This is a genomic window from Azospirillum agricola (assembly GCF_017876095.1).
Taxonomy (GTDB): Bacteria; Pseudomonadota; Alphaproteobacteria; order Azospirillales; family Azospirillaceae; genus Azospirillum; species Azospirillum agricola.
This window is the reverse complement of record NZ_JAGINM010000002.1, coordinates 379,238-403,149: the sequence shown is the minus strand read 5'-3', so window position 1 is coordinate 403,149 and position 23,912 is coordinate 379,238. Positions and strand designations below refer to the sequence as shown.

23 protein-coding genes are annotated in these 23,912 nt (G+C 69.8%); 12 read left to right on the top strand and 11 right to left on the bottom strand.

The features are described 5' to 3' along the window. Positions 1 to 9: 9 nt before the first annotated feature. Both J2847_RS04305 and recG read left to right on the top strand, forming a co-directional pair. Entirely contained in the window at positions 10 to 2,976 is a 2,967-nt protein-coding gene (locus J2847_RS04305) for an ATP-binding protein (RefSeq protein ID WP_209777221.1), read from the top strand. A 384-nt stretch (positions 2,977 to 3,360) separates the two neighbouring features. Next, on the top strand, positions 3,361 to 5,442 hold the full coding sequence (recG, locus tag J2847_RS04300) for an ATP-dependent DNA helicase RecG (protein ID WP_209777219.1): 2,082 nt from the start codon (positions 3,361 to 3,363) through the stop codon (positions 5,440 to 5,442). Here recG and J2847_RS04295 read toward each other — a convergent pair. Further along, positions 5,394 to 6,149: a DUF502 domain-containing protein gene (locus J2847_RS04295; protein ID WP_209777218.1), complete on the bottom strand. Its 756-nt coding sequence runs from the start codon at positions 6,147 to 6,149 to the stop codon at positions 5,394 to 5,396. The genes recG and J2847_RS04295 overlap by 49 nt on opposite strands. Positions 6,150 to 6,248: 99 nt before the next feature. Then, complete coding sequence (locus tag J2847_RS04290; protein ID WP_209777216.1) at positions 6,249 to 6,635, bottom strand: hypothetical protein; 387 nt, start codon at positions 6,633 to 6,635, stop codon at positions 6,249 to 6,251. A 188-nt stretch (positions 6,636 to 6,823) separates the two neighbouring features. On the opposite strand from J2847_RS04290, the gene J2847_RS04285 reads away from it, so the two are divergent. After that, positions 6,824 to 7,537 (top strand): Crp/Fnr family transcriptional regulator, encoded by a 714-nt coding sequence (locus tag J2847_RS04285; protein ID WP_325169326.1) that lies wholly within the window; start codon positions 6,824 to 6,826, stop codon positions 7,535 to 7,537. A gap of 147 nt (positions 7,538 to 7,684) precedes the next feature. Here the strand turns inward: J2847_RS04285 and J2847_RS04280 are convergent, their stop codons facing one another. Together J2847_RS04280 and J2847_RS04275 are read right to left on the bottom strand one after the other, a co-directional pair. Next, positions 7,685 to 7,879 (bottom strand): hypothetical protein, encoded by a 195-nt coding sequence (locus tag J2847_RS04280; RefSeq protein ID WP_209777213.1) that lies wholly within the window; start codon positions 7,877 to 7,879, stop codon positions 7,685 to 7,687. A 39-nt stretch (positions 7,880 to 7,918) separates the two neighbouring features. Beyond that, entirely contained in the window at positions 7,919 to 8,113 is a 195-nt protein-coding gene (locus J2847_RS04275) for a hypothetical protein (RefSeq protein ID WP_209777211.1), read from the bottom strand. Positions 8,114 to 8,412: 299 nt separating this feature from the next. Between J2847_RS04275 and hisE the strand changes: the two genes are divergently transcribed. Continuing rightward, complete coding sequence (hisE, locus tag J2847_RS04270) at positions 8,413 to 8,808, top strand: phosphoribosyl-ATP diphosphatase (protein ID WP_209777210.1); 396 nt, start codon at positions 8,413 to 8,415, stop codon at positions 8,806 to 8,808. A 22-nt stretch (positions 8,809 to 8,830) separates the two neighbouring features. Here hisE and J2847_RS04265 read toward each other — a convergent pair whose 3' ends face one another. Continuing rightward, entirely contained in the window at positions 8,831 to 9,424 is a 594-nt protein-coding gene (locus J2847_RS04265) for a hypothetical protein (RefSeq protein WP_209777209.1), read from the bottom strand. Beyond that, the gene (locus J2847_RS04260) at positions 9,421 to 10,062 is read right to left on the bottom strand and encodes a hypothetical protein (protein ID WP_209777207.1); all 642 of its coding nucleotides are present in this window, start codon (positions 10,060 to 10,062) and stop codon (positions 9,421 to 9,423) included. Before J2847_RS04260 ends, J2847_RS04265 begins: the two co-directional genes overlap by 4 nt. A gap of 300 nt (positions 10,063 to 10,362) precedes the next feature. On the opposite strand from J2847_RS04260, the gene J2847_RS04255 reads away from it, so the two are divergent. The 4 genes from J2847_RS04255 to J2847_RS04240 all read left to right on the top strand — a co-directional run bounded on the left by J2847_RS04255 (position 10,363) and on the right by J2847_RS04240 (position 14,330). Then, a complete protein-coding gene (locus J2847_RS04255; RefSeq protein WP_209777205.1) occupies positions 10,363 to 12,120 on the top strand; it encodes an ATP-binding response regulator in 1,758 nt (585 codons plus the stop codon). A gap of 172 nt (positions 12,121 to 12,292) precedes the next feature. Beyond that, positions 12,293 to 12,844: a SiaB family protein kinase gene (locus J2847_RS04250; RefSeq protein WP_209777204.1), complete on the top strand. Its 552-nt coding sequence runs from the start codon at positions 12,293 to 12,295 to the stop codon at positions 12,842 to 12,844. Positions 12,845 to 12,873: 29 nt separating this feature from the next. Then, positions 12,874 to 13,272, top strand: a complete 399-nt coding sequence (locus tag J2847_RS04245; protein WP_209777202.1) for a DUF1987 domain-containing protein — start codon at positions 12,874 to 12,876, stop codon at positions 13,270 to 13,272. Then, positions 13,269 to 14,330, top strand: a complete 1,062-nt coding sequence (locus J2847_RS04240; RefSeq protein ID WP_209777201.1) for a sensor histidine kinase — start codon at positions 13,269 to 13,271, stop codon at positions 14,328 to 14,330. Before J2847_RS04245 ends, J2847_RS04240 begins: the two co-directional genes overlap by 4 nt. A 15-nt stretch (positions 14,331 to 14,345) precedes the next feature. On the opposite strand, the gene J2847_RS04235 is transcribed toward J2847_RS04240, so the two are convergent. The 5 genes from J2847_RS04235 to ftsH all read right to left on the bottom strand — a co-directional run bounded on the left by J2847_RS04235 (position 14,346) and on the right by ftsH (position 20,319). Next, entirely contained in the window at positions 14,346 to 15,101 is a 756-nt protein-coding gene (locus tag J2847_RS04235; RefSeq protein WP_209777199.1) for a response regulator transcription factor, read from the bottom strand. A 165-nt stretch (positions 15,102 to 15,266) separates the two neighbouring features. Then, positions 15,267 to 16,862: a SpoIIE family protein phosphatase gene (locus J2847_RS04230; RefSeq protein WP_209777197.1), complete on the bottom strand. Its 1,596-nt coding sequence runs from the start codon at positions 16,860 to 16,862 to the stop codon at positions 15,267 to 15,269. Next, a complete protein-coding gene (locus tag J2847_RS04225; protein WP_209777196.1) occupies positions 16,859 to 17,644 on the bottom strand; it encodes a substrate-binding periplasmic protein in 786 nt (261 codons plus the stop codon). The genes J2847_RS04230 and J2847_RS04225 overlap by 4 nt, the downstream gene beginning before the upstream one ends. Before the next feature lie 111 nt (positions 17,645 to 17,755). Continuing rightward, positions 17,756 to 18,370, bottom strand: coding sequence for a helix-turn-helix domain-containing protein (locus J2847_RS04220; protein WP_209777194.1), 615 nt, complete (start codon positions 18,368 to 18,370; stop codon positions 17,756 to 17,758). Between the two features lie 161 nt (positions 18,371 to 18,531). Continuing rightward, entirely contained in the window at positions 18,532 to 20,319 is a 1,788-nt protein-coding gene (gene ftsH, locus J2847_RS04215) for an ATP-dependent zinc metalloprotease FtsH (protein WP_209777193.1), read from the bottom strand. Between the two features lie 256 nt (positions 20,320 to 20,575). Between ftsH and J2847_RS04210 the strand changes: the two genes are divergently transcribed. The 4 genes from J2847_RS04210 (at position 20,576) to J2847_RS04195 (ending at position 23,880) form a co-directional block, all read left to right on the top strand. Then, positions 20,576 to 21,427 carry an ABC transporter ATP-binding protein gene (locus tag J2847_RS04210; protein WP_233474260.1) on the top strand — a complete coding sequence of 284 codons (852 nt, stop codon included), beginning with the start codon at positions 20,576 to 20,578 and terminating at the stop codon, positions 21,425 to 21,427. Between the two features lie 7 nt (positions 21,428 to 21,434). Continuing rightward, positions 21,435 to 22,238 (top strand): ABC transporter permease, encoded by an 804-nt coding sequence (locus J2847_RS04205; RefSeq protein ID WP_209777191.1) that lies wholly within the window; start codon positions 21,435 to 21,437, stop codon positions 22,236 to 22,238. Positions 22,239 to 22,278: 40 nt separating this feature from the next. Continuing rightward, a complete protein-coding gene (locus J2847_RS04200) occupies positions 22,279 to 23,307 on the top strand; it encodes an ABC transporter substrate-binding protein (RefSeq protein WP_209777189.1) in 1,029 nt (342 codons plus the stop codon). A 135-nt stretch (positions 23,308 to 23,442) separates the two neighbouring features. After that, positions 23,443 to 23,880 carry an ArsC/Spx/MgsR family protein gene (locus J2847_RS04195; RefSeq protein WP_085556541.1) on the top strand — a complete coding sequence of 146 codons (438 nt, stop codon included), beginning with the start codon at positions 23,443 to 23,445 and terminating at the stop codon, positions 23,878 to 23,880. Positions 23,881 to 23,912: the final 32 nt, after the last annotated feature.

Below are 23,912 nucleotides of genomic sequence, written 5' to 3'. Positions count from 1 at the left end.
GGGCGAAGCATGAGCGAACTGATCGAAACCCTGTGGCGGCAGTTCGGCGTCGAGGCCGGCGAACATCTTGACGCCATCGAGGCTCTGTTGGCCGCACCGCCCGGCGGGACGGATGGGCCGCAGCGCATCGCCGCGCTGTTCCGCGCCTTCCATTCGCTGAAGGGCGCGGCGCGGGCCATGGATCTGTTCGCGATGGAGGCGGTCGCCCACCGCGCCGAAACCATACTGGGCCGGATCCGCGCCGGATCGTTGGAGCTGACGGGCGCCACCGCCGATCCGCTGCTGGAGGCGCTGGACGCGTTGCGCGGGCTGGTCGAGCAGGCGACCCGCGACCGCCGCGACGGCGTGGCGCCCGACGGGCTGCTGGCGAAACTCGACGCGCTGGGCGGGGGGAAGGGGGCCGGCAAGGCCACGGCCGACCCGTCGAAGCCGCCGAACCGGCTGCATGGGAACGACAAGCTTCTCGGCCTGTTCGTCGGGCTCCTGCATGACGGGATGGCGACGCTGACCCGCGGGCTCGACCCGGCGGCGCTGGACGGGGAGGAGCTTCGCGCGGTCGACGACACGGCGGAGCGGCTGGAGATCGCCTGCGAGCGGCTGGATTTCCTGCCTTTCGCCGACACGCTGCGTGGCTTCCGTGCGGCCCTGGCCCACCGTGACGCCGACGCGGCCCTGCGCGCGCTTCAGGCGGTGGCGGTGGCAAGCGCCCGCGTCGGCCGCCTGTCGGGGCGGGATGCCGGGGCCGCGATCCTCGTCACCCTGCTCGCCGACCACAACGCCCAGGCACTGGAAAGCAGCGCCGCCCGCGCGCTTGAGTTGATGGCCGACCCCCGCCTGGCGGAACCGGCGGTGGGCGTGGCGACGGGCGCGGAACTGGCCGGCGCGCTCGACCGTGTCGCCGCGACGCTGGACATCGTCACGCTGCCGCGCGCGGCGGCGCTGGTCCGCGTTCTGGCCGACGTGACGCGGCACGCGGCTCCGTTCGGGCAGGCCGGCTGGCCGGGGCTGCTGGCCGATTCCCGCATGGTGGTGGAGCGGCTGGCCGCGCTGGCGATGCTCGACCCGCCGGAGGATCTCGACGACGGCACGGCGGCGGAACTGGAGCGGCGTCTGCGCGCCTGCGTCGACGGGGCGTCCGCCGGCGCGCGGTCCGGCGATGCCGACGCCGGCCGGCCCTTCACCGCCGCCGAGCTGACGGATCTCGGCCTCGATGCCGGCCTGCTGCGCTTCCTGTCGCCGGACAGCGCCGCCGACCTGCGCGCGGCGGTCGCCGATCCGGCCATCGGGCTCTGCGAAGTCACCGCCTTCCTGGAAACCTCCGCCGAGGTGGCGTCGGGATTCGTCGCCTGGCTGGGCTCGCGGGTGCAGGCCATCACCAACTGGCCCGAGTTCATCGACGGCAAGACCTGGCTGAAGCTGCTGGTCGCCTCGCCGCTTGGCCTGGACGAACTGCGCGGCGGCCTGTCCGCCATCGACCCCGGCGGGGAACTCCTGCGGATCCGCCGCTGTGTTCCAGGCGGGGCCGTGACGGACGATCCATCCGCGGCGATGCGGGAGCCGGATTCGGCTCTCCCTTCGCCGGTCCCGCCGCAGCGGAGGCCGGCGGACCCCTCCGCGCCGCCGGCCGCTGTCGCGCCGGCCCAGCGGGCCCGGCAGCCGGCCGTGTCCGCCGGCGTGCTGCGGGTGCCGGGCGAAGTGGTGGACCGTTTCATGGCGCGCATCGACGGGATGGTTCTGCTCTCCGGCGACCTCAACGCCGCCGCCAGGGATACTGGGCTGGAGCAGGCGTTCGCCGCCCTCGCCGACCGTCTGGGGGCCGGCGATCCCGGCCTGCGCGCGGCGCAGGAGGCGATGGAGCGGCACCGGCGCGATCTGCTCGATCTCGACGCCCGGCTCAGCCGCTCGGTGGACCGGCTGCGGGAGGCGGCGCTCGACCTGCGCGTGGTGCCGGTGGAAACGCTGTTCACCCCGTTTCCCCGCATGGTCCGCGAACTGGCGCGCGCCCAGGGCAAGTCGGTGCGCTTCGCGACGGACGGCGGCGATGTCCGCATCGACAAGAGCATGGTCGAGACGCTGCACGACCCGCTGATGCACATGGTCCGCAACGCCATCGACCATGGCATCGAACTCCCGGCCGAGCGCGAGGCTGCCGGCAAGCCGCCGCAGGCGACGCTCAGCCTGCGCGCGGTCCAGCGCAACAGCCGGGTGGTGGTGGAGATCGCCGACGACGGGCGCGGCATCGCGACCGGCGCGGTGCGTGCCAAGGCCGTCCGCAACGGTCTGGTCGGCGAGGAGGAGAGCCGCGCCCTGCCGCCCGAGGCCATCCACGATTTCATCTTCGCCCCCGGCTTCTCGACCGCCGAGGCTGTGACCGAAACATCGGGGCGCGGCGTCGGCATGGACGTGGTGCGCACCGCCATCGCCCGGCTTGGCGGCAGCGTCGCCATCCGCACGGCCGAGGGGGAGGGGACCGCCTTCGCCATCGACCTGCCGCTGTCCGCCGCCATCCTGCGCGCCCTGCTGGTCGAGGTTGGCGATCAGGTTCTGGCGATCCCCGACCGCTTCGTCGAGGAGGTCTGCGGCCTCGCCGGCGCCGCCTTCGATCGGGAGATCAACGGCTGGGCCGTCCGTCACCGCGACCGGGCGCTGCCGGTGGTGCGGTTGGCCGACGCGCTGGACCTTCCCACGGGCGGCGCTTGGCCCCCGGACGGGGCCAAGGGCGACGAGGGGCAGGGAATGGTCGTGGTCCTGCGCCACGGCGACCGCTGCATCGGCCTGGCGATCGACGCGTTGCTGCGTCGCGGCGACCTCTTCGTCCGCGAAAGCCACCCCGGGCTGGCCGAGGTGCCGGGGGTGGGGGGCGTCTCCCTGCTGAACGACGGGCGGATCGTCATCATCCTGGATGGTGACGCGCTGTACCGGCTCGCCACCGCCGCGCAGGCCCGCCGGGCGGAGGGCGCGACCGGCGGTTCATGAAAATGAATTCATGGAGCGGACAGGCGCGGGACACATCGCGGTTGCTAGTGTTTGTCGTGTGACGGGAACGGTTCTCCCCCCAAGCGCCGGGCCCGTCGTTGAAGCGTTCAGTCTTCTGTTGTCTCTTCCGGTGGTTCCCTGCCACCGACCGCTGCCGTCCGGTTTCTCCCGCAAGCCCCCCGGACGGCTTCCTTCGGCGGAGCACGCCCTGGCCTTCCCCACGGCCATCGTTGCCCCCCACATGGCCGCCGGTCACGGCGCGCTCCGCCACCTTCCTTCCTCCTTTGTTCTTCTTTGCCCGATGCGTCGCGCGGTCTTGACGAGCGCCTCGCCAACCGGCTTTCTGGGCGCGAGCGTCCCCGCCACTGCCCGTGAATCCCGCCCGTGCGTCCAGCCATCCTCTTCCCGCTGTTCAAGCCGGTGACGGCTCTTCCCGGTCTCGGGCCCCGCCTGGGCAAGCTGGTGGAGAAGCTGGCCGGCGCCCATGTCGTCGATCTGCTGTGGCATCTGCCCTGCGGCGTCATCGACCGCCGCTTTTCGCCCAAGATCGCCCAGGCGCCGCACGGCCGCATCGCCACGCTGACCGTGCGGATCGATTCCCACGTCGCGCCGGTGAATCCGCGCCATCCCTACCGGATCCGCTGCACCGACGACACCGGCGTGCTGGAGCTGATCTATTTCCATGTGAAGGGCGACTGGCTGGCCAAGCAGATTCCGGCCGGCTCCACCATGGTGGTGTCGGGCAAGGTTGAATGGTTCAACGACACGCCGCAGATCACCCACCCCGACGCGGTGGTGCCGCTGGAGTCCAGGGACGACATCGAGGCGGTCGAGCCGGTCTATCCGATGACCGCCGGCCTGCCGGCCAAGACCCTGCGCAAGGCGGTGCGCGCCGCCTTCGGCGACATTCCCGATCTCGCCGAATGGCAGGACCCGGCGTGGCTGTCGCGCCGCCAGTGGCCGGCCTGGGCCGACGCGCTGAAGCGCGCCCACACGCCCGACGACGAGGCCGACCTCGCGCCGACCTCGCCGGTGCGCAGCCGGCTCGCCTATGACGAGCTGCTGGCCAACCAGCTGGCGCTGATGCTGGTGCGGTCCAGCCAGCGCCGGCTCGCCGGGCGGGCGACCGAAGGCGACGGGCGGCTGCGTGCGGCGGCGCTGGCCGCCTTGCCCTTCGCGCTGACCGGCTCGCAGAGCGGCTCGCTCGACGAGATTTTCGCCGACATGGCGGCGGAGCGCCGCATGCTGCGGCTGTTGCAGGGCGACGTCGGCAGCGGCAAGACGGTGGTCGCGCTGATGGCGATGCTGAACGCGGTGGAAACCGGCGCCCAGGCCGCCCTGATGGCGCCGACCGAAATCCTCGCCCGCCAGCACGCCGAGAGCCTCGCCCCGCTGTGCCGGGCGGCCGGCGTCGAGATCGGCCTGCTGACCGGCCGCGACAAGGGCAAGGCGCGCCAGGCGGTGCTCGACCGGCTGGCCTCGGGGGAACTGCCGCTGCTGGTCGGCACCCACGCGCTGTTCCAGGAGGACGTCGCCTTCAAGGATCTGGCGCTGGCGGTGATCGACGAGCAGCACCGCTTCGGCGTCCACCAGCGTTTGCAGCTCTCGGCCAAGGGGCGGGCGGTCGATGTGCTGGTGATGACGGCGACGCCGATCCCGCGCACCCTGACCCTGACCGCCTACGGCGACATGGACGTCTCGCGCCTGACCGAGAAGCCGGCCGGCCGCAAGCCCGTGCAGACGGTGACCATCGCGCTCGACCGGCTGGAGGAGGTCGTCCACGGCATCCACCGCAAGGTGGCGGAGGGCGCGCGGGTCTATTGGGTCTGCCCGCTGGTCGATGAATCGGAGCAGAGCGACCTTGCCGCCGCGACCGAGCGCCACGCCTTTCTGCGCGCGACCTTCGGCGACCGCGTCGGGCTGGTCCATGGCAAGATGCGCGGCCCCGACAAGGACGCGGTGATGGCCGCCTTCGCGGAGGGGAGCCTCGACGTGCTGGTCGCCACCACGGTGATCGAGGTCGGTGTCAACGTGCCCGAGGCGACGGTGATGGTGATCGAGCATGCCGAGCGCTTCGGTCTCGCGCAGCTTCACCAGCTGCGCGGCCGGGTCGGGCGTGGCGAGAAGCCGTCGAGCTGCCTGCTGCTGTTCGACGGCAACCTGACCGAGACGGCGCGCGCGCGGCTGAAAACGCTGCGCGACACCGAGGACGGCTTCGTCATCGCCGAGGAGGATTTGCGGCTGCGCGGGGCCGGCGAGGTGCTGGGCACCCGTCAGTCCGGCCTGCCGGGCTTCCGGTTGGCCGATCTGGCGGTGCACGGCGATCTGCTGGCGGTGGCGCGCGACGATGCCCGGCTGGTGGTGGACCGTGATCCGGAGCTGGCGACTCCGCGCGGGCAGGCGCTGCGGACGCTGCTCTACCTGTTCGAGCGCGACGCGGCGGCCAAGACGCTGCGTTCCGGCTGACGGGTGCCGCCGGGCAGGGTGGTGACGGTCTGGCGGTCCGGCGGGACGACGATGCCGCCGGACATCACCAGCTTCAGCCCGTCCTCGACCGGCATGTTCAGCACCGTCACCTCATGGCGCGGCACCATCACCAGATAGCCGGCGGTCGGCGGCGCGCAGGGGATGAAGACGTTGACCATCTCCTCCTCGCTGACCCGCTGGACGTCGGGATGGGCGCTGCCGGTGATGAAGCCCAGCGACCAGACGCCGACGCGTGGGTACTGGAGCACGACGACTTCGCGGAAGGCGTTGGATTTCTTCGCGAGCACCGTCTCGAAGATCTGCTTCACGGCGCCATAGACGGAGCGGACGACCGGCATGCGTTCCACCAGCCCCTCGCCCAGCCCCAGCACCAGCCGGCCGACGTAACCGGCGGTGAAGGTGCCGATCAGGGTGACGACGATGATGACGGTGAGGACGCCGATGCCCGGAATCGAGAAGGGCAGGTAGTTTTCCGGGTTGTAGGCCGCCGGGATCAGCGGCCGGATGTGCCCGTCGATGAAGGACACGAACCACCACGCGATGTAGATCGTGATGGCGATGGGAGCGGTGACCAGCACGCCGGCCAGGAAATAGGCGCGCAGCCGGCCGATGAACCCGATCCCTTCGCGGCGCGGGCGCGGCGGCTCCGCAGGTTGCCCGTTCTTCTCCGTCGCGTCCCTGTCCACGCTCGCCCACCCGTCGAAAGCCGTTTCCGGCCATAGTGATGCAAGCGGGGACGCGGCTCAACCACCGCAATGCGGGAAAGCGGCGTTCATGCCTTTCCCTCAGCCCAGGGCGATGCAGAACAGGGCGACCGCGCCGGCGATGGCGGCGCCGTCGACATGGTTGGGGAAGGCCTGCCAGAACTCCTCCTTGGACAGCGGCTCCGGCGCGTCGAACTCGTCCAGCCACAGGCCGGCGGCCATGCCGCCGCCGATCCGCTCGGCGATGGCGCCCGACAGGTGGGCGGTGGCGACCGCCAGATAGCAGAATTTGGCGAACTCCAGCACGAAGGCCAGCGCGCCGCCCGCTTCGCCGATCGGGTCGGTGACGCTGCCGGTGGCGGCGACGGCCGCCGCCATGGCGATGGCCGCCGCCAGCGGGATCGCGACGACCGAGAGCAGCCGCTGGGAATCGACGCGGCGGGCGTTGGGGATGGTCAGCGAGGGCATGGCGGTCGGGCTCCGGTCGGGAGGGAAGGGGCGGCGCGGTCCTCTCTTTCTCGGCCGTTAGGGTTAACGTACGGTTGACGCACCCTTTTGGTCACAGTCCCTCCCACTTTTGCGCGGGGCGGGCTATGCTTCCGGGGGTGTGTCTCCGGCATGCTCTCCCGGTTCGGATCGAAGGGGCAGCCTCTCCCGTGTCAAAGCAAGCCGACCCGCCGCTTGGAAGCCTCGACCGCATCGACCTGCTGCGCCCCTTGTCGGCGGAACAGCGGACGGCGGTGGCGCGCCAATGCCGCTGGCGCCGCTTCGAACCGGACGAGCAGTTGATCGATCATTGGGCCGAAACCAGCGACGTCGCCTTCATCGTCGAGGGGCGGGTGCGGGTGCTCAGCCATTCGGCGGGCGGGCGCGAGATCAGCTTCCACGACATCGACGCCGGGCAGTTCGTCGGCGAGATGTCGGCGCTCGACGGGCGCCCGCGCTCGGCCTCCGTCGTCGCGCTGGCGGAGGGGGCTCTGGTCGCCTTCCTGGCGCCGCGGCCGTTCCAGGAGTTGGTCGCCGGCCATCCCGACCTCGCCTTGGCGATGATGACGCGGCTCTGCGACAAGCTGCGGGCGGCGACGGACCGGATCATGGAACTGTCGACGCTGGGGGCCAACAACCGGGTCCATGCGGAACTGCTGCGCCTTGCCAAGCGCGGCCGCGTCGACGGGGCGGCCGCGTTGGTTGTCCCGATCCCGATCCATTCCGACATCGCGGCCCGTGTCAGCACGACGCGCGAGACGGTCGCCCGTGTGCTCAGCGATCTGGCCCGCGACGGTCTGGTCGAGCGGCGGGCGGACGCGCTGGTGATCCACGATGTCCGGCGGTTGGAGCATCTGGTCGAGGACGTGCGCGGCGGCGCTTGATGCCGGTTCCCGGTCGGCTTCGGGAGAAACGCGGAAATCGCGTGCGCGGGACGCCGTCCCGTCTTGGACGGCGATCCCAGGCAACGCGTGGACTCTCGATCGGCGATGGATTGCCGAGGGATCGCCGGGAGGGGCCGGCTCGGACGGTCAGCGGGACATCATCCGCAGGGCGATGGACAGCGGGGTCGCCTCGAACCAGGCCTTCAGGAAGCGGCCGACCGGGGGCAGCAGGATGGCGGCCGGGGTGGCCTCGTACCAGGCGGCGATGAAACCGACGGCCGGGCTGTGGGACGGCGTGGACGCATGGTCGTGGCCAGCTTGCGGGAAGGTGACGGTGCTCATGATGGCCTCCAGGGCGGAAGGGGAAGGAAAGTGGGGGGATCAGTGGAACAGCGCGCGCAGGGCGATGCCGGCCGGGGTGGCGTGGACCCAGTCCGACAGGAAGCGGGCGGCCGGGCGCAGGATGAGAAAGGCTGGGGTGGCCTGGAACCAGGCGACCGGAAATTCAGCGACGCTGTGAAGGGATTGAGACGAGGACTGGTCGGCGTTGCCGTGCGGGAAGGTCGTCGTGATCATGATCGCTCTCCATCAAGCTGATGGGAGAACTATACTCTGGTACACCAGATGCCAAATACGCAGACTGCGCATTGCTGGCTGCCATAAAAATTACGGCTGGGCAGAGATTTTCTTTCCCTGATGTTCAGTTATTGCAATTGTTTGTTATGCTGATGAAATGTGGGATTGGCGCTGTGTGGAAAAGATTTCGCCGCCTGCTGCGCCGCTGTGTGCGTGGGCAAACGCTTGCGTGGCTTTGGCCGTACTATGGCGAAAGGCTCCGCTTGACGCGGGCGGCGGCGGGACCGACCTCTCGATCGATGGTTCACTACATCGGCCCCGATCCCCTTCGCGCGTTGTATGAGGCGGTGCAGGCGCTGCGGCGGGATCCGTCGATGGACGGTTCACGCACGGCCAAGCTGCTTGCCCAGGGGCGTGCCCGCATGGCCCGCAAGGTGGGGGAAGAGGCGATCGAGGTCGCGATCGAGGCCATGCGCGGCGACCGGAACGCCACCCTGATGGAGTCGGCCGACCTGCTCTACAATCTGGTGGTCCTGCTGTCCGACCTCGGCATTTCGCCCGACGAGGTGATGGCCGAGCTGCGCCGTCGCGAACTGGCCTTCGGCATCGCCGAGAAGCTGCCGAAAGCCGACGATCCGCCGGTGCCGGCGCCGGCGCCCGTCCAGCAGAAACGCCGCAAGGGGACGAAGGGCTGAGCGCTGGCGGCCCCTGTCCCGTTCAGCCTGGGTCCCGCCCGGCGGATCGCCCGTCCCTGCGGGTGAAGAGGGCGGCGGTGTCCCTGTCGTCCAGCGACGTCCGCTTGCGGAACAGGTGGCAGGCCGCGGCGCTGCCGACCTCGAATCCCTGGGTACGGGGAAAACGCTGGGCGGCGCGCTCCATCGCCTCGCGCGGGTTGGAGGCGACCAGCAGATAGGTGCGTGGCGCCGGCCATGCGGCGGCCAGCCGGGGATCGTTCGGCGCGTCGTCCGCCCGACGGATCTCCAGCGACCAGATGGTGCCGGGACGGGCGTCGAGCCGGTCGAAGATGTGGTAGCGCTCGGCCGGGGCCGCGCGTGCCCGCTCGTAGCGTTCCGTCAGATGCTCCACCGCCAGACGGGCGTCGTGGATCTGGTCGTCCAGCCCGGCGGTGCGCTGCCGGGCCTGCTCCAGGACGCGGGTGCTTGCGGTGATGCCCTGATCCAACTGCCGCAGCCGGTCCTCGTCGGTTTTCAGCGCCTTGCGCGCGGCGGCCATGCGGCGCTGGCCGATCCGGTTGGCGATGACGCTCGCCGCCATCAGCAGGACGGCGCCGTAGAGGAACAGGGCGGTCATGCCGCCCGCGGCCTCGGCGCGGCGGCGGCCATGCGCAGGGCCGGTCGCGCCGGGTCCTCCCTTTTCTCATCCGTCCCGCCGGTTTGGCGGGGAGGGGCGGCGGCCCGCTGCATCCGCGCGGCAACGATGCCGGAACGGGCGCTGAAGGCACGCTGCACGGCGGCCATCGCGGCTTCCGGCGTTTCGGCCCAGACATGGACGATGTTGCTGCGCTCCCAGATCTCGCGGGCAAAGACGATGCGGCGCGGCGTGTCGCGGCCGGCGCCCGACTCGCCGCCTTCGCCGTTCGCGCGCAGATCGCCCTGGAACAGGACGGCGCCGGGTGCCGGCTCGCCGACCTCGTGCACCATCTCGATCTTGGACAGCGTCAGCGCGGTGGTCGCCGCCTGGATGCGCGACCGCTCCGCCAGCAGGCCGTCGAGCGTCGTCTGCCGGGCGCGCGCCTCCGCCTCCGCCTCGTCGAGGCGCTTGCCGAGAGCGAGCGCCTCGCGTTCCCGTGCCTGGATGCGGCGTCCGGCCAGCGTCCTGCGGGCAGCGGAAGCGCTCAGCCGCGACGCCTCGAAGACCACCGAAAGCCCGAGGGCGGCCAATCCCAGCACAAGGACAGTGGCACCGAACACATCGACGGTTGCAGGCACGGCATCACCATCCAAAGACAAGAGGAAAGACAGACGATGTTCCTTGCGACCCGGTCGCAGTCGTTGCGGGCCTCGTGACAGGGCGATTCCTGCGACACTATACGGAAGCCATTGCCATGGCGACATGGTCGGATGGCAAGGATTGCCGGCAACGGGAAACGACCTCCGGTGATTTGCAACAAATTGCAACGAAACCACCCCGCGTTGCGGTTCCGGCTTGGAAGCGGCGGCGTCCGGTGCTTCCATCCCGCTGGACGCCCGCGCCGTTCGGGCGTGGGGTCGGGTCTTCAGGGGCGGAGCATGGCTGGATTGGACGACGAACCGCTGTTCGGCCCGGAGGATGGCGATCCGGCGACAGGCCGGCCGGACCGTCCGATGGGGGAGCCATGGCCGATCCTGGTGGTGGACGACGACCCGCAGGTCCATGCGATGACGGCGGTTCTGTTGCGGGACTTCGATTTCGACGGGCGCCCGTTCGAACTGGTCGGCGCCCTGTCGGCGGCGGAGGCGCGGGCCGTGCTGGCCGAGCGGCCGGACATCCCGGTGGCGCTGCTCGACGTGGTGATGGAGACGGAGGACGCCGGTCTGCGGCTGGTCCGCCACATCCGCGACGAGCTTGGCAACCGGCGGATGCGCATCATCCTGCGCACCGGCCAGCCGGGGCAGGCGCCGGAGCGCGACGTGATCGTCGGCTACGACATCAACGACTACAAGGCCAAGAGCGAGCTGACCGCCCAGCGCCTGTTCACCACCCTGGTCAGCGCGCTGCGGGCCTGGCGCGACATCGTCACCATCGAGCGGAACCGGCAGGGGCTGGAGCGCATTCTCAGCGCCTCGGCCTCGCTGTTCGAGACGCGGTCGATGCGCGCCTTCGTCGAACGGCTGGTCGAGCAGCTCTCGCGCGTCGTCGACCCCGGCAGCGACCCGGCGGTGCTGGCCTGCCGGCGGATGGAGCGCGGCGACGGCCGGGACCAGACCGTCGTTGTGGCCGGGCTCGGCCGTCACGCCCGGGGGATCGGGCTGCCGGTGGCCGAGGCGCTGCCCCAGCCGCTCGCCCTGGCGGTGGAGGAGGCCTTCCGGTCGCAGCGCAATCTGTACGACGATGGCTTCTGCATGCTGGTCTTCCGCACGCGCGAGCACGGCGTCACCGTGCTGACGCTGGAACGGCTGGAGCCCTACACCGCCGACGAGCACCGGCTGCTCGAGCTGTTCTGCAACCGCGTCGCCATCGGCTTCGACAATGTGTGCCTGTACGAGGAGCTGGTCGCGCTGAACCGCTCGCTGGAGCAGCGGGTCGAGCAGCGGACCACCGAGCTGGCCACCAACCAGCGGGCGCTGATCCTCGCCAAGGAGCGGGTGGAGCGGGCGCTGGAGCGCGAACTGGCCGCCCGCGATAACCAGCGCCAGTTCCTCGGCATGGTCAGCCATGAGTTCCGCACGCCGCTGGCGATCATCGACAGCGCGGCCCAGCTTCTGGCGATGCGCGCTGAGCGGGTGGAGCCGGACATGCTGGAGCGCCTGTCGGTCATCCGCGGCAGCGTCCAGCGGCTGACCGGCCTGATCGACTCCCACCTGACCGACGAACGCCTGCAAAGCAACGCCCTGGTGCCGGAACGCGGTCCGGTCGATCTGCCGGAACTGATCCGCGGCGTCGCCGACCCCTTCCGGGTCGCCTATCCGGCGCGCCGGTTCCTGCTGGATCTGGACCACGCCCCGCCCCGGGCGGAACTCGACGGCCATCTGATCGGGCTGGTGCTTGCCAATCTCCTCAACAACGCGGTGAAGTACTCCGATCCCGACGGCCCGATCCTGCTGCGCTGCGAGGGGGAGGGCCGGACGCTGACAATCGAGGTCAGCGACCGCGGGCGTGGCATTCCGGACTCGGAGATTCCCCGCCTGTTCGACCGCTTCTTCCGCGGCTCGGGCGCGCGCGGCGTGCCGGGCACCGGAATCGGCCTGCACACCGTCCAGCAGATCGTCCTGCTGCATGGCGGGGCTGTCACGGTGGACAGCGTGGTGGGGGAGGGGACCGCGTTCCGCATCATGCTGCCGGTGTGACGCCGGCGGGCCGGTTCGGTCGCGGCGGCGCGGTGTCATTGGGGTATGGCCCTTTGTTGGGGAAGGTGAGATAGTTTCGGTCGCGTCCCGGCGGCGTCCGGCGGCGCCCGGCCGACCGTGGCGTCGCGCGCGCCCGACCCGGCGTGGACTTCGGTTTGGAAAGCGAAAGCCGATGCTTGCCCAGCAATACGCCGCCATCAAACGCGACCTCGACGGCAAGGGAATCATCTTCTCCTTCAGCGGCTACCTGTCCGAAGGGATCCTCTATTCGCTGGGCGAGGCCCTGCGCGAGAAGATGACCATGGAGGAGGCCGACGGGCCGACCGTGCGCCGGGTCTTCTCCGTCTTCGTCGAGCAGATGCAGAACATCATCCGCTATTCGGCGGAGAAGGTGACGGGTACCAGTTCCCGTTCGGTGGAGCTGAGCGCCGGGATGGTCACCATCGGCATGGAGCGGGGCAAGGTCTTCATCGTCTGCGGCAACACGGTGCTGAACGCCGACGTACCGCGCCTGAAGGAGCGGCTGGACCATCTGCGCGGCCTCGACCGCGAGGGCATCAAGAGCTATTACCGCGAGCAGCTTCGCGAGGAGCCGGAGGACGGCAGCCGGGGCGCCACCATCGGCCTGATCGAGATCGCGCGGCGGGCCAGCGAACCCATCGATTACGATTTCGACCCCATGGACGGCGAGCGGAGCTTCTTCTGCCTCAAGGTCCGCATCTGAAGACCGCAGCGGGATACGGGCGAACCTCCATGGACACTCTGACCATCGCCGCCACCGGACGCACACCGGGCGTGGCGTTCGACTTTCCGGCCGGACAGTTACGACTGACCGGCGAATCCTATCCCGACGACGTCGCGACCTTCTTCGGCCCCATCTTCACCGCGCTGCGCGACTATCTGGCGGTGCCCGGCCACACGCCGATCCGCTTCGACATGGAGCTGCTGTATTTCAACAGCTCCAGCGCCAAGGCGCTGATGAACATCTTCCAAATGCTGGAGGCGGTGGCGAAGGCCGGTCGGCCGGTCGCCGTCGTCTGGTCCCATGAGGAAGGCGATGAATCGATGCGCGAGCTCGGCGAGGATTTCGCCGAGGATCTGCGCCATGTCGCCTTTTCCCTGCGGGAAGTGCCGATCGGCGGAATCGGATGAGCTTCAACCTCTTCGCCGCCGAGGAACAGGCCGTCGAGCAGGCCCGCGCCCTGGGGGAGAGGCTGAAGGAGGTCGCGCCGGACTGCGTGGCCGGGTTCGAGGCGCTGATCGAGTCGTTCCAGCGCAGCATCCGCGAGCAGCGCCGTCTTCTGCGGGTCAGCGACCGGTTGCAGGCCCAGCTCGGCACCGCCAACCAGGAGTTGGAGCGGCGTCGGCGGGAGGCCGAAACCGCTCTGGTCGAACTGCGCGAGGCCCAGAGGGCCATGCTACAGGCGGAAAAGCTGGCCTCGCTTGGCGCGCTGGTCGCCGGGGTGGCGCATGAGATCAACACGCCGGTCGGCATCGCGGTGTCCTGCGCCTCCCATCTCGCCGACGCCACCGGCCGGCTGAAGACGATGAGCGAGAGCGGCGGGATCAGCCGCGGCGACTTCGCCCGCTACCTCGCCACGGCGGCCGACACCAGCGACCTGATTCTCGCCAACTGCGAGCGGGCGGCGCAGCTCATCGCCGGCTTCAAGCAGGTCGCGGTGGACCGCGCGAGTTCGGAGCGCCGCCGGATCAACCTCGGCGCCTACATCCACGAGACCTTGGTCAGCCTCCAGCCGAAACTGCGTCCGGCTGGGCACGGCGTGTCGGTGTCCTGCCCGGCGGAGCTGGAACTGGACAGCTATCCGGGGGCGCTGTCGCAGATTCTGTCGAATCTGGTGATGAACGCGCTGACCCACGCCTTCGCCGAGGGGCAGCCGGGGGGCATGGCGATCGACGCCGCGCCGGTCGGAGGCGACATGGTCCGCCTGATCTTCCGCGACGATGGCCGGGGCATGACGGACGAGCACCGGAACCGCGTCTTCGAGCCCTTCTTCACCACGCGCCGCGGGCAGGGCGGCAGCGGGCTCGGTCTGCACATCGTTCACAATCTGGTGGTCGGGGTGCTCAAGGGAAGCATCACGGTGGACAGCGCCCCGGATCGCGGCACGGCCTTCACCCTGCTGTTCCCCCGCTGCACCCCGGACGATCCGGCCCCGCCGGCGGAAGCGCCGGTGAATCCGCCCGCTTAGGATCCCCGCTTAGGATCAGGGGCCGCCCAGCACACGGATGGGGGCGGAAAAGACATAGCCGACGCCGTGCACCGACTTCAGCGGCGCCGTGCCGCCGATGGCGCCCTCGACCTTGTGGCGCAGGCGGCCGACGACCGTGTCGATGGAGCGGTCCTCGGGATTCCAGCGCCGGCTGTAGAGAGCCTGCGAAATCTGGTCGCGCGTGGCCGGCTTGCGCGCCTGACCGGCCAGCAGGCTGGTCAGCTTCATTTCCATGCTGGTCAGGCTGATGCGGGCGCCGGCTGGGCTGGTCAGCGACCATTCGGTCGGGTCGAGCGTCCAGCGCGCCTCGTCACCGCCGTCCGCTCCCTGCGTCTCGGCGGAGGCCGCGGGCGGCAGTGGCGAGGGCGTCTCGGCGGCGCGTTCGCTGAGGCGCCGCAGCAGGGACTTGACCTGCGCCTCGAGCTCGCGCAGTTCCACCGGCTTGACCAGATAGGCGTCGGCGCCGATCTCCAGCCCGACCACACGGTCGACCGTGGAACTGCGCGCCGTTACCATGATGATGCCGGCCCCCTGGGTGTCGCGCAGCCGCGCCGCGATCTTGAATCCGTCCTCGTCGGGCAGATTGACGTCGAGGATGACGACCGAGGCCGTGCGCTCGCCCAGGATCCGGTCCAACTCGATGCCGTTGCGGGCGCCGACGGCGTCGAACCCGCAATTGGCGAGGTATTCGATCATATCGGACCGCAGGGAATTCTCGTCCTCGACAACAACAATCGTCGGTGCCGCCATGCTTCCCGCCCCTTCCGTCACCCGACCGGGTTGAACATATCGCAGAATGTATAAAATTAAAAATAAATCCGAACGGCATAGGGTCCGCTACAAACCGTCGCATTTCGTGTCATATCGATAACATATTCCCGCAGCTGTCCGAGGGAAGATTTTCGGGTCGCGGCATCAAGCCGCGTGGCGTGCCCCGCTGTCCGCCGAATGGCGGGCGCCGCCGCTCAGGCGCGGACGGAAGCCGAACAGCGTGATGTCGTCGCGCTGCGACCGCCCGGCCTGATGCCGGTCCAGGCTGTGCTCCAGTTCGGCCCGCAACTGGTCGAGCGGCTGGTCTCCCATGCGCTCCAGGGCTTCGCGCAGCCGCTTTCTGCCGAAGCTGCGGCCCCGCTCGCCGCCGTCCTGGTCGGTCAGCCCGTCGGTGCCCAGGCAAAAGGTCTGGCTGGGAAGCAACGCCATGCCATGATTTGTGAAGCGGACCTCGGGGGCGCCGGCCTCGCGCCGGTAACCCAGGCTGTGACGGTCGCCCCGCAGTTCGCCGACGCCCTCGGCGGTGACGATCAGCAGCGGGATGCGGGCACCGGCGAAGGTCAGCCGACGCCGCGCCGGATCGACGTGGCAGAGCGCCAGATCGAGGCCGTTGTCGAACTGCTCGGCCAGGCTGCGCGCGAGGCCGTCCTGGTGCAGGGCGGCGCGGACCTTGCGGTCGACCACCGACAGCACGGCGGCCGGGTCGCGGCCTCCCATCTGGTCGAGGGCGTTGTCGAGCATGGCGCTGGCGGTCATCGTCATGAAGGCGCCGGGGACGCCGTGGCCGGTGCAGTCGGCGACCGCGACGACGAAGCCGTCCGCCACCTCGCGGCACAGGTAGAAATCGCCGCTGACCACGTCGCGCGGGCGCCACAGCACGAAATGCTCGGTCAGGGCGGCGGCCAGCGTGTCGGCGTTCGGCAGGATCGAGGACTGGATGAGCTGCGCGTAGTTGATGCTGTCCATGATGGCGCGGTTGGTGGCGGCCAGCGCCTCCGTCCGTTCCTCCACGCGGCTTTCCAGCGTGCGGGTGTGGTCCTGGACGGTTTCGGCCATGCGGTTGAAGCTGTCGGCCAGCAGGCCGATCTCGTCGGCGCGGTCGGTCGCCATGCGGGCGCCGTAGTCGCCGCGCGCCATCGCGCGGGACAGCTGGGTCAGGCGGCGGAGCGGCCCCAGGACGATGCGGTTCAGCGTGACGCCCAGCACGGCGACGGCGCCGAGCAGCGACAGCAGCAGCAGCCCGACCACCGGAACCAGCGCGTCGATCGTCGCCTGCACCACCTCCGCCGCCGAATAGACGATGGTCAGATGGCCGACCGTTTCGGTGCGCCCCTCGCGGTCGCGCAGGATGATGGGGCGGTCGACGGTCACCCGCTCGGCGCCGTCGTCCGAGCCGGCCCGCGGGTCGGCGCCGGCCCTGGCGAGCGGCGCCTCGCGGTTGATTTCGTGCACGGTGATGGCGCGGATGGCCGGGTCGCGGGCCAGCAGCGCGTCGATCATGACCTGGGCGGCGCGGTCGTCCAGTTCCCACACCGGGCCGCTCAGCGCGTCGGCCTGGGTCGCGGCGACCAGTTCGGCGCGGCGCAGCAGATCCTGATGGCGCTGGCCCTCGATGATGCGTTCCGACAGGCCGACGGCGACGACCCCGACCGTCACCGTGGTGACGAGGATCACCACCCCGACGCGGGCGAGCAGCGAGCCGCCGCGCCAGACGGACGCCTTGTGGAAACTGTCGCTCATGGCGTGATCCCGTTCCGGGACCACAGGGCGCCCAGACGCCCGTCGGCTTCCAGCCGGTCGAGCAGGGCGTTCAGCGCCTCGACCGTCACCGGACCGCCGCGCCGGACCAGGATGGTGTGCTCGTAGATCTGGTCGGTGCGCTCCGACACCAGGATGCGTCTGGCGAGGTCCGGCTCGCCCTTCAGGAACTGGTTCAGGAAGGACCGGGTGACGATGGCGAAGGTGGCACGACCGGCGACGACGTTGCGGACGTTGCCTTCGTGGGTGACGGTGACCCGCGTGTGATGGCGCTGCTCCAGAGTCTTCGGATCGGAATCGAAGTTGGCGAAGGCGTAATGGTAGCCGAGCCGTCCGAGGATCGTCTTGCCCTCCAGGCTGTCGAAGATCGACTGGTCGATGCCGGGACCGGCCTTGGCGACGAACACCTCGGCGTCGCGCAGGAAGACGCGGGTGGCGTCGACCGAGCGTCCCTTCCAGCCCCAGGCGAGGCTTTCGAAGGCGATGGCGTCGAAGCGGCCCTGCTCCAGATCCTCGTAGCGGCGCTGCGGCGAGGTCGGCACCAGCTCGAACCGCCAGTCGTCCTGGGTGGCGTTCAGCAGGTCGAGCAGATCGCGCGTGAGGCTGGGACCCGAATCGGTGACGTAAGGGGGAAATTCGTAGGCGCCAACCTTGACCAGCGTGGCGGCTCGGGCCGGATGGGCAATCAAGGCGGGCATCACCGACAGAAGCGCTGCCGAAAACACCGCCGACAGCGCGACCCGGCGGGCGACGAACCCCGTCATGCTGCCCCTCTTGCGATGGATTGTCTTTTGTTCCTCTCACTCTAGCCCGGCATTGCCGCGGGTCGCAACGAAACAGAGACTTGTGCGGAGTGGGATGGAGTGGGGCATGGTTCAGGCGAACAGCGGTTCGACATAGCTCATGACCAGATACAGCACCGCCTCGCGGTCGCCGGGGTTGCGGTAGGCGTGGGGAGCGTCGGCCTCGAACAGGATGGAATCGCCGGTGTCCAACCTGTGTTCACCGTCGGCGGTGACGATCTCGACCGATCCGGAGGCGACGGTGATGTTCTCGGTCGTGCCGGCGGCGTGCGCCTCCGCCTCCTCGACCGTGCCGGGGGCGAGGCGCAGCTCATAGAACTCCACGCGCCGCTCCCCTTCGAAGGGAAACAAGGCCCGGGAGGTGAAGCCGCCGTCCTGGGACGCCAGGACTTTCGACTCGGAGCGGCGCAGCACGGTGGTGCCGCTGGCCGGCCCGGCGCTGAACAGGCTGGAGAAGGGAATCTCCAGCGCGTGGCTCACCTTCCACAGCAGCGCGATGGTCGGCACGCCGCCGCCCTGCTCGATGGCGTCCAGTTCGGCGCGTCCGACCCCCGACAGGGCGGCCAGCCGCTCCACCGACAGGCCCTGGCCGAGGCGGAAGCGGCGCAGGTTGACGGCCAGCGAGCGGGACAGCGCCTCGCCCCCGTCCGCCGGCGGTTGCGGTGGCTGTGGCGTGGTGGCGGTCATCGCTGAAAACTCCAATTCTCAAGTGTTTATTGTCAAGATATCCCATTAATAATATAGGAAATAAAAAACGGCGCAACGATGCCGGAGAGGAATTCCGGGCAGCGCTGCGCCGTATGGGTGACCGTCCGCGACGGACGGAGGGAAAGGGGGAAGCCGGGGCGTCACGCCGCCTCGGTCGCGCGCTCCTCGGTGATTCGCTCCGCCAGATCCATCAGTTCGGGGCCGCTCAGCGTCTCGCGCTCGAGCAGCGCCTGGGCGATGCGGTCGAGCGCCGCGCGGTCGGCGCGCAGCATCCGGCGGGCCTGCTCCATGCCTTCGTCGGTGATGCGGCGGATTTCCTCGTCGATGCGCCACGCGGTGCGCTCGGAGCGGACCGCCGCCGGGTCGTTGCCGGCGTGGGCGACGAAGCCGATGGCGTCGCTCATCCCCCAGGAGGCGACCATGCGGCGGGCGAGGTCGGTCGCCGCGCGGAAATCGGCCTCGGCGCCGGTGGTGACGCGGTCGGCGCCGAAGACGATCTCCTCAGCGGCGCGGCCGGCCATGGCGACGGCGATGTCGGTCAGCAGCTTGGCGCGCGACACCGACACCCGGTCGCCTTCGGGCAGGCGGACGACCATGCCGAGCGCGCGACCGCGCGGGATGATGGTCGCCTTGTGGATGGGGTCGGCGTCGGGGCAGCGCAGCGAGACCAGCGCGTGGCCGGCCTCGTGGAAGGCGGTCAGGCGGCGCTCCTGCTCCGACAGGGCGAGGCTGCGGCGCTCGGTGCCCATCAGGACGCGGTCCTTGGCGGCCTCGAAATCGGCCATGGTGATGGTGACGCGGCCCTGGCGGGCGGCGGACAGCGCCGCCTCGTTGGTCAGGTTGGCCAGTTCGGCGCCGGAGAAACCGGGAACGCCGCGCGCCACGGTGCGGGCGCAGACGTCGGGCGCCAGGGTGAGGCGGCCGGTGTGGGAGCCGAGGATGGCCTCGCGCCCGGCGAGGTCGGGCAGCGACACATGGATGTGGCGGTCGAAACGGCCGGGGCGGGTGATGGCGGGATCCAGCATCTCGGCCCGGTTGGTGGCGGCGATCACCACCACGTCGCCCTCGCCGACGATGCCGTCCATCTCGACCAGCAGCTGGTTCAGCGTCTGCTCGCGTTCGGAGTGCGAGTTGGACTCGCCGCGCTTGCCGGCCAGCGCGTCGATCTCGTCGATGAACAGCAGGCAGGGAGCGGCGGCGCGGGCGGTCTTGAACAGGTTGCGGACGCGGGCGGCGCCCAAGCCCACGAACATCTCGACGAAATCCGAGCCCGAGGCGGCGAAGAAGGGCACCCCCGCCTCTCCGGCGGCCGCCTTGGCCAGCATGGTCTTGCCGGTGCCGGGGGGGCCGACCAGCAGGATGCCCTTCGGCACCCGCGCGCCGGCCATGGCGAAGCGGCGCGGATCCTTCAGGAATTCGACCGTCTCGCGCAGCTCCTCCTTGGCCTCGTCGACGCCGGCGACGTCCTTGAAGACCGTTTTGGTGTCCTGCGGGCGGATGCGGGTGGCGCGGCCCATGCCGAAGAACTGCCCGCCGCCCAGCGCCAGCCCGGCCACCAGCAGGCCGAGCACAAGGAAGGGGGCGGCGTGCTCAAGCACGCCCATGGTCCGAGGCACCAGCCCACCGGGGCCGTCGTCGAAGGTGATGGCGACCTTGCGCTCGCGCAGCTCCTTCAGCAGGTCGTCGGTGACCGGCATGACGACGCGGTAAAGCGTGCCGTCGGCGGCGACCGCGAGCCCGGTTCCCGCCCCCAGCGTGATGGAGGCGATGTCGCCGCGCCCGGCCATGTCGATCAGCGCGCTGTAGGTCGCCGGCTGCTCGTCGCGCCGCCCGGCGTAATCGCTCCAGGCGGCGAAGCCGAACCATGCGGCGAAGAGGGCGACCAGGGCGGCGAGCACCGCCGTCAGGCGTTTCGGCATCGGAGGCATGGCGGATCCGCGATCTGAAGGGAAGGGTTTGGCTTTCGGCCTATGCCATTGATGAGGGAGCCGGTCGCCGCCCCGCAACCGATATCGGTCGGAGTCCCTTCTTTGTCGCCGGCCAGCCTTCCGCCCTTGGGGATTGTACGTAGAGCGGATCGTATTGCTCCCCAGCGGAGCTTCGGCCAGTATGGCGGGCCGCAGGCGGACGAACACGATGCCGACAAGAACAAGCTTTCAAGCAACGACCAGGGACGACACGCCGATGCCCCAGGCGATGCCCGATGCCGCCATGACGGCGCCCGCCCTCTCGCTGCCCGCCCTTTCGCTGGAGGGCGTGACGTGCAGCTTCCCATCCCCCGATGGCCGGGGCCAGGCCTACACGGCGGTGCGCGACGCCAGCTTCACGGTGGCGGACGGCGAGTTCGTCTCCATCGTCGGGCCGACCGGCAGCGGCAAATCCACGCTGCTGAACGTCGCCGCCGGGCTGCTGCGCCCCAGCGCCGGGCGCGCGCTGTCCTTCGGCGCGCCGGTGACGGGGATCAATCCCAAGGCCGGCTACATGTTCCAGGCCGAGGCGCTGATGCCCTGGAAGTCGGCGCTGGAGAACGTCGCCGCCGGGCTGGAGTTCCGCGGTGTCGCCAAGCGCGAGGCGCTCGACCGCGCCCGTCCGTGGCTGGCCCGTGTCGGGCTGGACGGATTCGGCGACCGCCACCCGCACCAGCTTTCCGGCGGGATGCGCAAGCGGGTGGCGCTGGCCCAGACGCTGATCGTCGATCCGAAGATCGTGCTGATGGACGAGCCCTTCTCGGCGCTCGACATCCAGACCCGGCAGATGATGGAGAACGAGCTTCTCGACCTGTGGGCGAGCGACCGCAAGTCGGTGGTCTTCATCACCCACGACCTGGAGGAGGCCATCGCCATGTCCGACCGCGTGCTGGTGCTGTCGGCCGGGCCGGGAGCGCGGCTGATCGGCGAGTACCGGATCGACCTCGACCGCCCGCGCGACGTGGCGGAGATCCGCATGACCCCGCGCTTCCTGCAACTGCACCAGGAGATCTGGGGCCAGCTGCGCGACGAGGTGCTGAAGGGCTACGCCCAGACCAAGCTGCGGTGACGACACCATGAGATCCCACGCAAAGCGCCTGCCCAGCCGCCCGGTCATCCTGCTGCTGCAAATCTGCGTCCTGATCGGCTTCTTCGGGCTGTGGCATGTCCTGACCGTCAGCACGAACCTGCTGAGCCCCTTCTTCTTCGGCACGCCGGGGGCGGTGCTGGAGCGCACCTTCAAGGACTTCGCGTCCGGGGTGATCTGGTACCATCTGGGCATCACGCTGCTGGAGACGGCGCTGGCCTTCGTCATCGGCACGGTGGCCGGCATCGCCTTCGGCTTCTGGTTCGCCCGCGCGCCGTTGGTCTCGGTCGTCTTCGACCCCTACATCAAGGCGGTGAACGCGCTGCCCCGCGTCGTGCTGGCGCCGATCTTCGCGCTGTGGCTGGGGCTCGGCATCTGGTCGAAGGTGGCGCTCGGCGTCACGCTGGTCTTCTTCATCGTCTTCTTCAACGTCTACCAGGGCGTGAAGGAGGTCAGCCCGGTGGTGCTCGCCAACGCCCGCATGCTGGGGGCGAACTCGCGCCACCTGTTCCGCCATGTCTATCTGCCCTCGGCGCTGTCCTGGGTCTTCTCGTCGCTGCACACCGCCGTCGGCTTCGCCATGGTCGGGGCGGTGGTCGGCGAGTATCTCGGCTCGGCCGCCGGGCTCGGCTACCGCATCCACCAGGCGGAGGGGGTGTTCGACACGGTCGGCGTCTTCTCCGGCATGCTGGTGCTGACCATCTTCGTCGTCGCCATCGACGCCGCGGTGACGATGATCGAGAAACGCCTGCTGCACTGGCGCCCGCAAGAGGCGCAGACGACGCAGACCTGAGACGGGCAGACCTGACGAAGGAAGCGGGAGGAAGAGCACCATGAAGAGTTTGAAGACCCTGATCGCGGCGGCGGCCGTCGCCCTGACGCTGGGGGCCGCCGGATCGGCCGCCGCCCAGGCGCTGGAGAAGAAGGACATCAAGATCGCCGTCGGCGGCAAGCCGCTGCTCTACTATCTGCCGCTGACGCTGGCGGAGCGGCTCGGCTATTTCAAGGAGGCCGGGATCAGCGTCGAGATCAGCGATTTCGGCGGCGGCGCCAAGAGTCTCCAGGCGCTGATCGGCGGCTCGGCCGATGTGGTGACCGGGGCCTACGACCACACGGTGCAGATGCAGGCCAAGGGCCAGCCGATCGTCGGCGTCACCCAGCTTGGCCGCTACCCCGGCATCGTGCTCGCTTATGTCAAGAAGAACGGCGCGATCACGTCGGTCAAGGACCTGAAGGGCAAGAAGGTCGGCGTCACCGCCCCCGGCTCATCGACCAACTTCATGATCAACTATCTGCTGGCCAAGGAGGGCATGAAGCCGGAGGACGTGTCGATCATCGGCGTCGGCGGCGGTCCCAGCGCGGTCGCGGCGGTCAAGCGCGGCGAGATCGACGCCATCGTCAACCTCGATCCCGTCATCAGCCAGTCGGAATCGGACGGCGACATCGTCGTCATGGCCGACACCCGCACCGAGAAGGGCACGCTGGACGTCTATGGCGGCCCCTATCCGGCGGCGGTGCTCTACACCACCCCGGCCTTCATCCAGGCCAACCCGAAGACCACCCAGGCGCTGGCCGACATCTTCGTCAAGACGATGCTGTGGCTGAACAAGGCCAGCACCGAGGAGGTGCTGAAGGTGCTGCCGGAGGAATATTTCCTCGGCAACAAGACGCTCTACGCCCAGGCCTTCGAGCATTCCAAGCCGACCTACTCGCCGGACGGCCGCTTCACCCAGGACGGCGCCGAGGCGGCGCTGAAGGTGCTGAAGGCGTTCGACCCGGCGGTGGCCTCGGCGACCATCGACCTGTCCAAGACCTACACCAACCAGTATGTCGAGGACGCGCTGAAGCGGCTGGCCAAGTAAGCCACGCCAAATAACCTTACAAAAAATGTGGACGTGGCCTTGTGCCACGCCCTTTTTGATGGCAGGCTCACGATGGATCGGACGGAAATGGTCCTGATTGACGACCATGACCCACCACGACGCGGAGCGCATTCCATGGCTGACGTGATTTTCTACGGCCTCGCCGACTGCCCGGCGAACGCCAAGCAGAAGCAGCAGTTGCTCGCCGCCGGGCACAGCCTGACCGAGCGCGATCTGGCGACCGCCCCCCTCACCGCGGCGGAACTGCGCGCCTTCTTCGGCGACAAGGAGCCGGACCAGTGGTTCAACCGCCGCGCCGCGGCGATCAAGAGCGGGGCCGTCAAGCCGGCCGCCCTCGACGAGGCCGGGGCGCTGGCCGCCTTGCTGGCCGACCGCGATCTGATCCGCCGCCCGCTGATCCAGTCGGGCGAGCGGCGGGAAGCCGGCTTCGACCCCAACACGCTGCACGCCTGGATCGGCCTGACCTCGGCGGAGAGCTGCGACGACAAGCACGCGCGCGGCCAGTGCGACCACGGCCACCAGCATTTCGTGAAGCCGCCCGTCGCGGCGTGAGGGGCGCGGCTCAGCCGCGCCGATACTTCCAC

What these genes read in the sequence shown, in the direction of transcription:
- J2847_RS04265 (WP_209777209.1), bottom strand. Translation starts at nt 9,424, where the DNA reads ATGACCGCCCTGTTCCTCTACGGCGCCGTCCTGCTGATGGCGGCGAGC.
- J2847_RS04205 (WP_209777191.1), top strand. Translation starts at nt 21,435, where the DNA reads ATGAGATCCCACGCAAAGCGCCTGCCCAGCCGCCCGGTCATCCTGCTG.
- J2847_RS04250 (WP_209777204.1), top strand. Translation starts at nt 12,293, where the DNA reads ATGCTTGCCCAGCAATACGCCGCCATCAAACGCGACCTCGACGGCAAG.
- J2847_RS04235 (WP_209777199.1), bottom strand. Translation starts at nt 15,101, where the DNA reads ATGGCGGCACCGACGATTGTTGTTGTCGAGGACGAGAATTCCCTGCGG.
- J2847_RS04305 (WP_209777221.1), top strand. Translation starts at nt 10, where the DNA reads ATGAGCGAACTGATCGAAACCCTGTGGCGGCAGTTCGGCGTCGAGGCC.
- J2847_RS04225 (WP_209777196.1), bottom strand. Translation starts at nt 17,644, where the DNA reads ATGACGGGGTTCGTCGCCCGCCGGGTCGCGCTGTCGGCGGTGTTTTCG.
- J2847_RS04280 (WP_209777213.1), bottom strand. Translation starts at nt 7,879, where the DNA reads ATGAGCACCGTCACCTTCCCGCAAGCTGGCCACGACCATGCGTCCACG.
- J2847_RS04210 (WP_233474260.1), top strand. Translation starts at nt 20,576, where the DNA reads ATGCCCCAGGCGATGCCCGATGCCGCCATGACGGCGCCCGCCCTCTCG.
- ftsH (WP_209777193.1), bottom strand. Translation starts at nt 20,319, where the DNA reads ATGCCTCCGATGCCGAAACGCCTGACGGCGGTGCTCGCCGCCCTGGTC.
- J2847_RS04240 (WP_209777201.1), top strand. Translation starts at nt 13,269, where the DNA reads ATGAGCTTCAACCTCTTCGCCGCCGAGGAACAGGCCGTCGAGCAGGCC.
- J2847_RS04200 (WP_209777189.1), top strand. Translation starts at nt 22,279, where the DNA reads ATGAAGAGTTTGAAGACCCTGATCGCGGCGGCGGCCGTCGCCCTGACG.
- J2847_RS04290 (WP_209777216.1), bottom strand. Translation starts at nt 6,635, where the DNA reads ATGCCCTCGCTGACCATCCCCAACGCCCGCCGCGTCGATTCCCAGCGG.
- J2847_RS04230 (WP_209777197.1), bottom strand. Translation starts at nt 16,862, where the DNA reads ATGAGCGACAGTTTCCACAAGGCGTCCGTCTGGCGCGGCGGCTCGCTG.
- hisE (WP_209777210.1), top strand. Translation starts at nt 8,413, where the DNA reads ATGGTTCACTACATCGGCCCCGATCCCCTTCGCGCGTTGTATGAGGCG.
- J2847_RS04245 (WP_209777202.1), top strand. Translation starts at nt 12,874, where the DNA reads ATGGACACTCTGACCATCGCCGCCACCGGACGCACACCGGGCGTGGCG.
- J2847_RS04275 (WP_209777211.1), bottom strand. Translation starts at nt 8,113, where the DNA reads ATGATCACGACGACCTTCCCGCACGGCAACGCCGACCAGTCCTCGTCT.
- J2847_RS04255 (WP_209777205.1), top strand. Translation starts at nt 10,363, where the DNA reads ATGGCTGGATTGGACGACGAACCGCTGTTCGGCCCGGAGGATGGCGAT.
- J2847_RS04220 (WP_209777194.1), bottom strand. Translation starts at nt 18,370, where the DNA reads ATGACCGCCACCACGCCACAGCCACCGCAACCGCCGGCGGACGGGGGC.
- J2847_RS04195 (WP_085556541.1), top strand. Translation starts at nt 23,443, where the DNA reads ATGGCTGACGTGATTTTCTACGGCCTCGCCGACTGCCCGGCGAACGCC.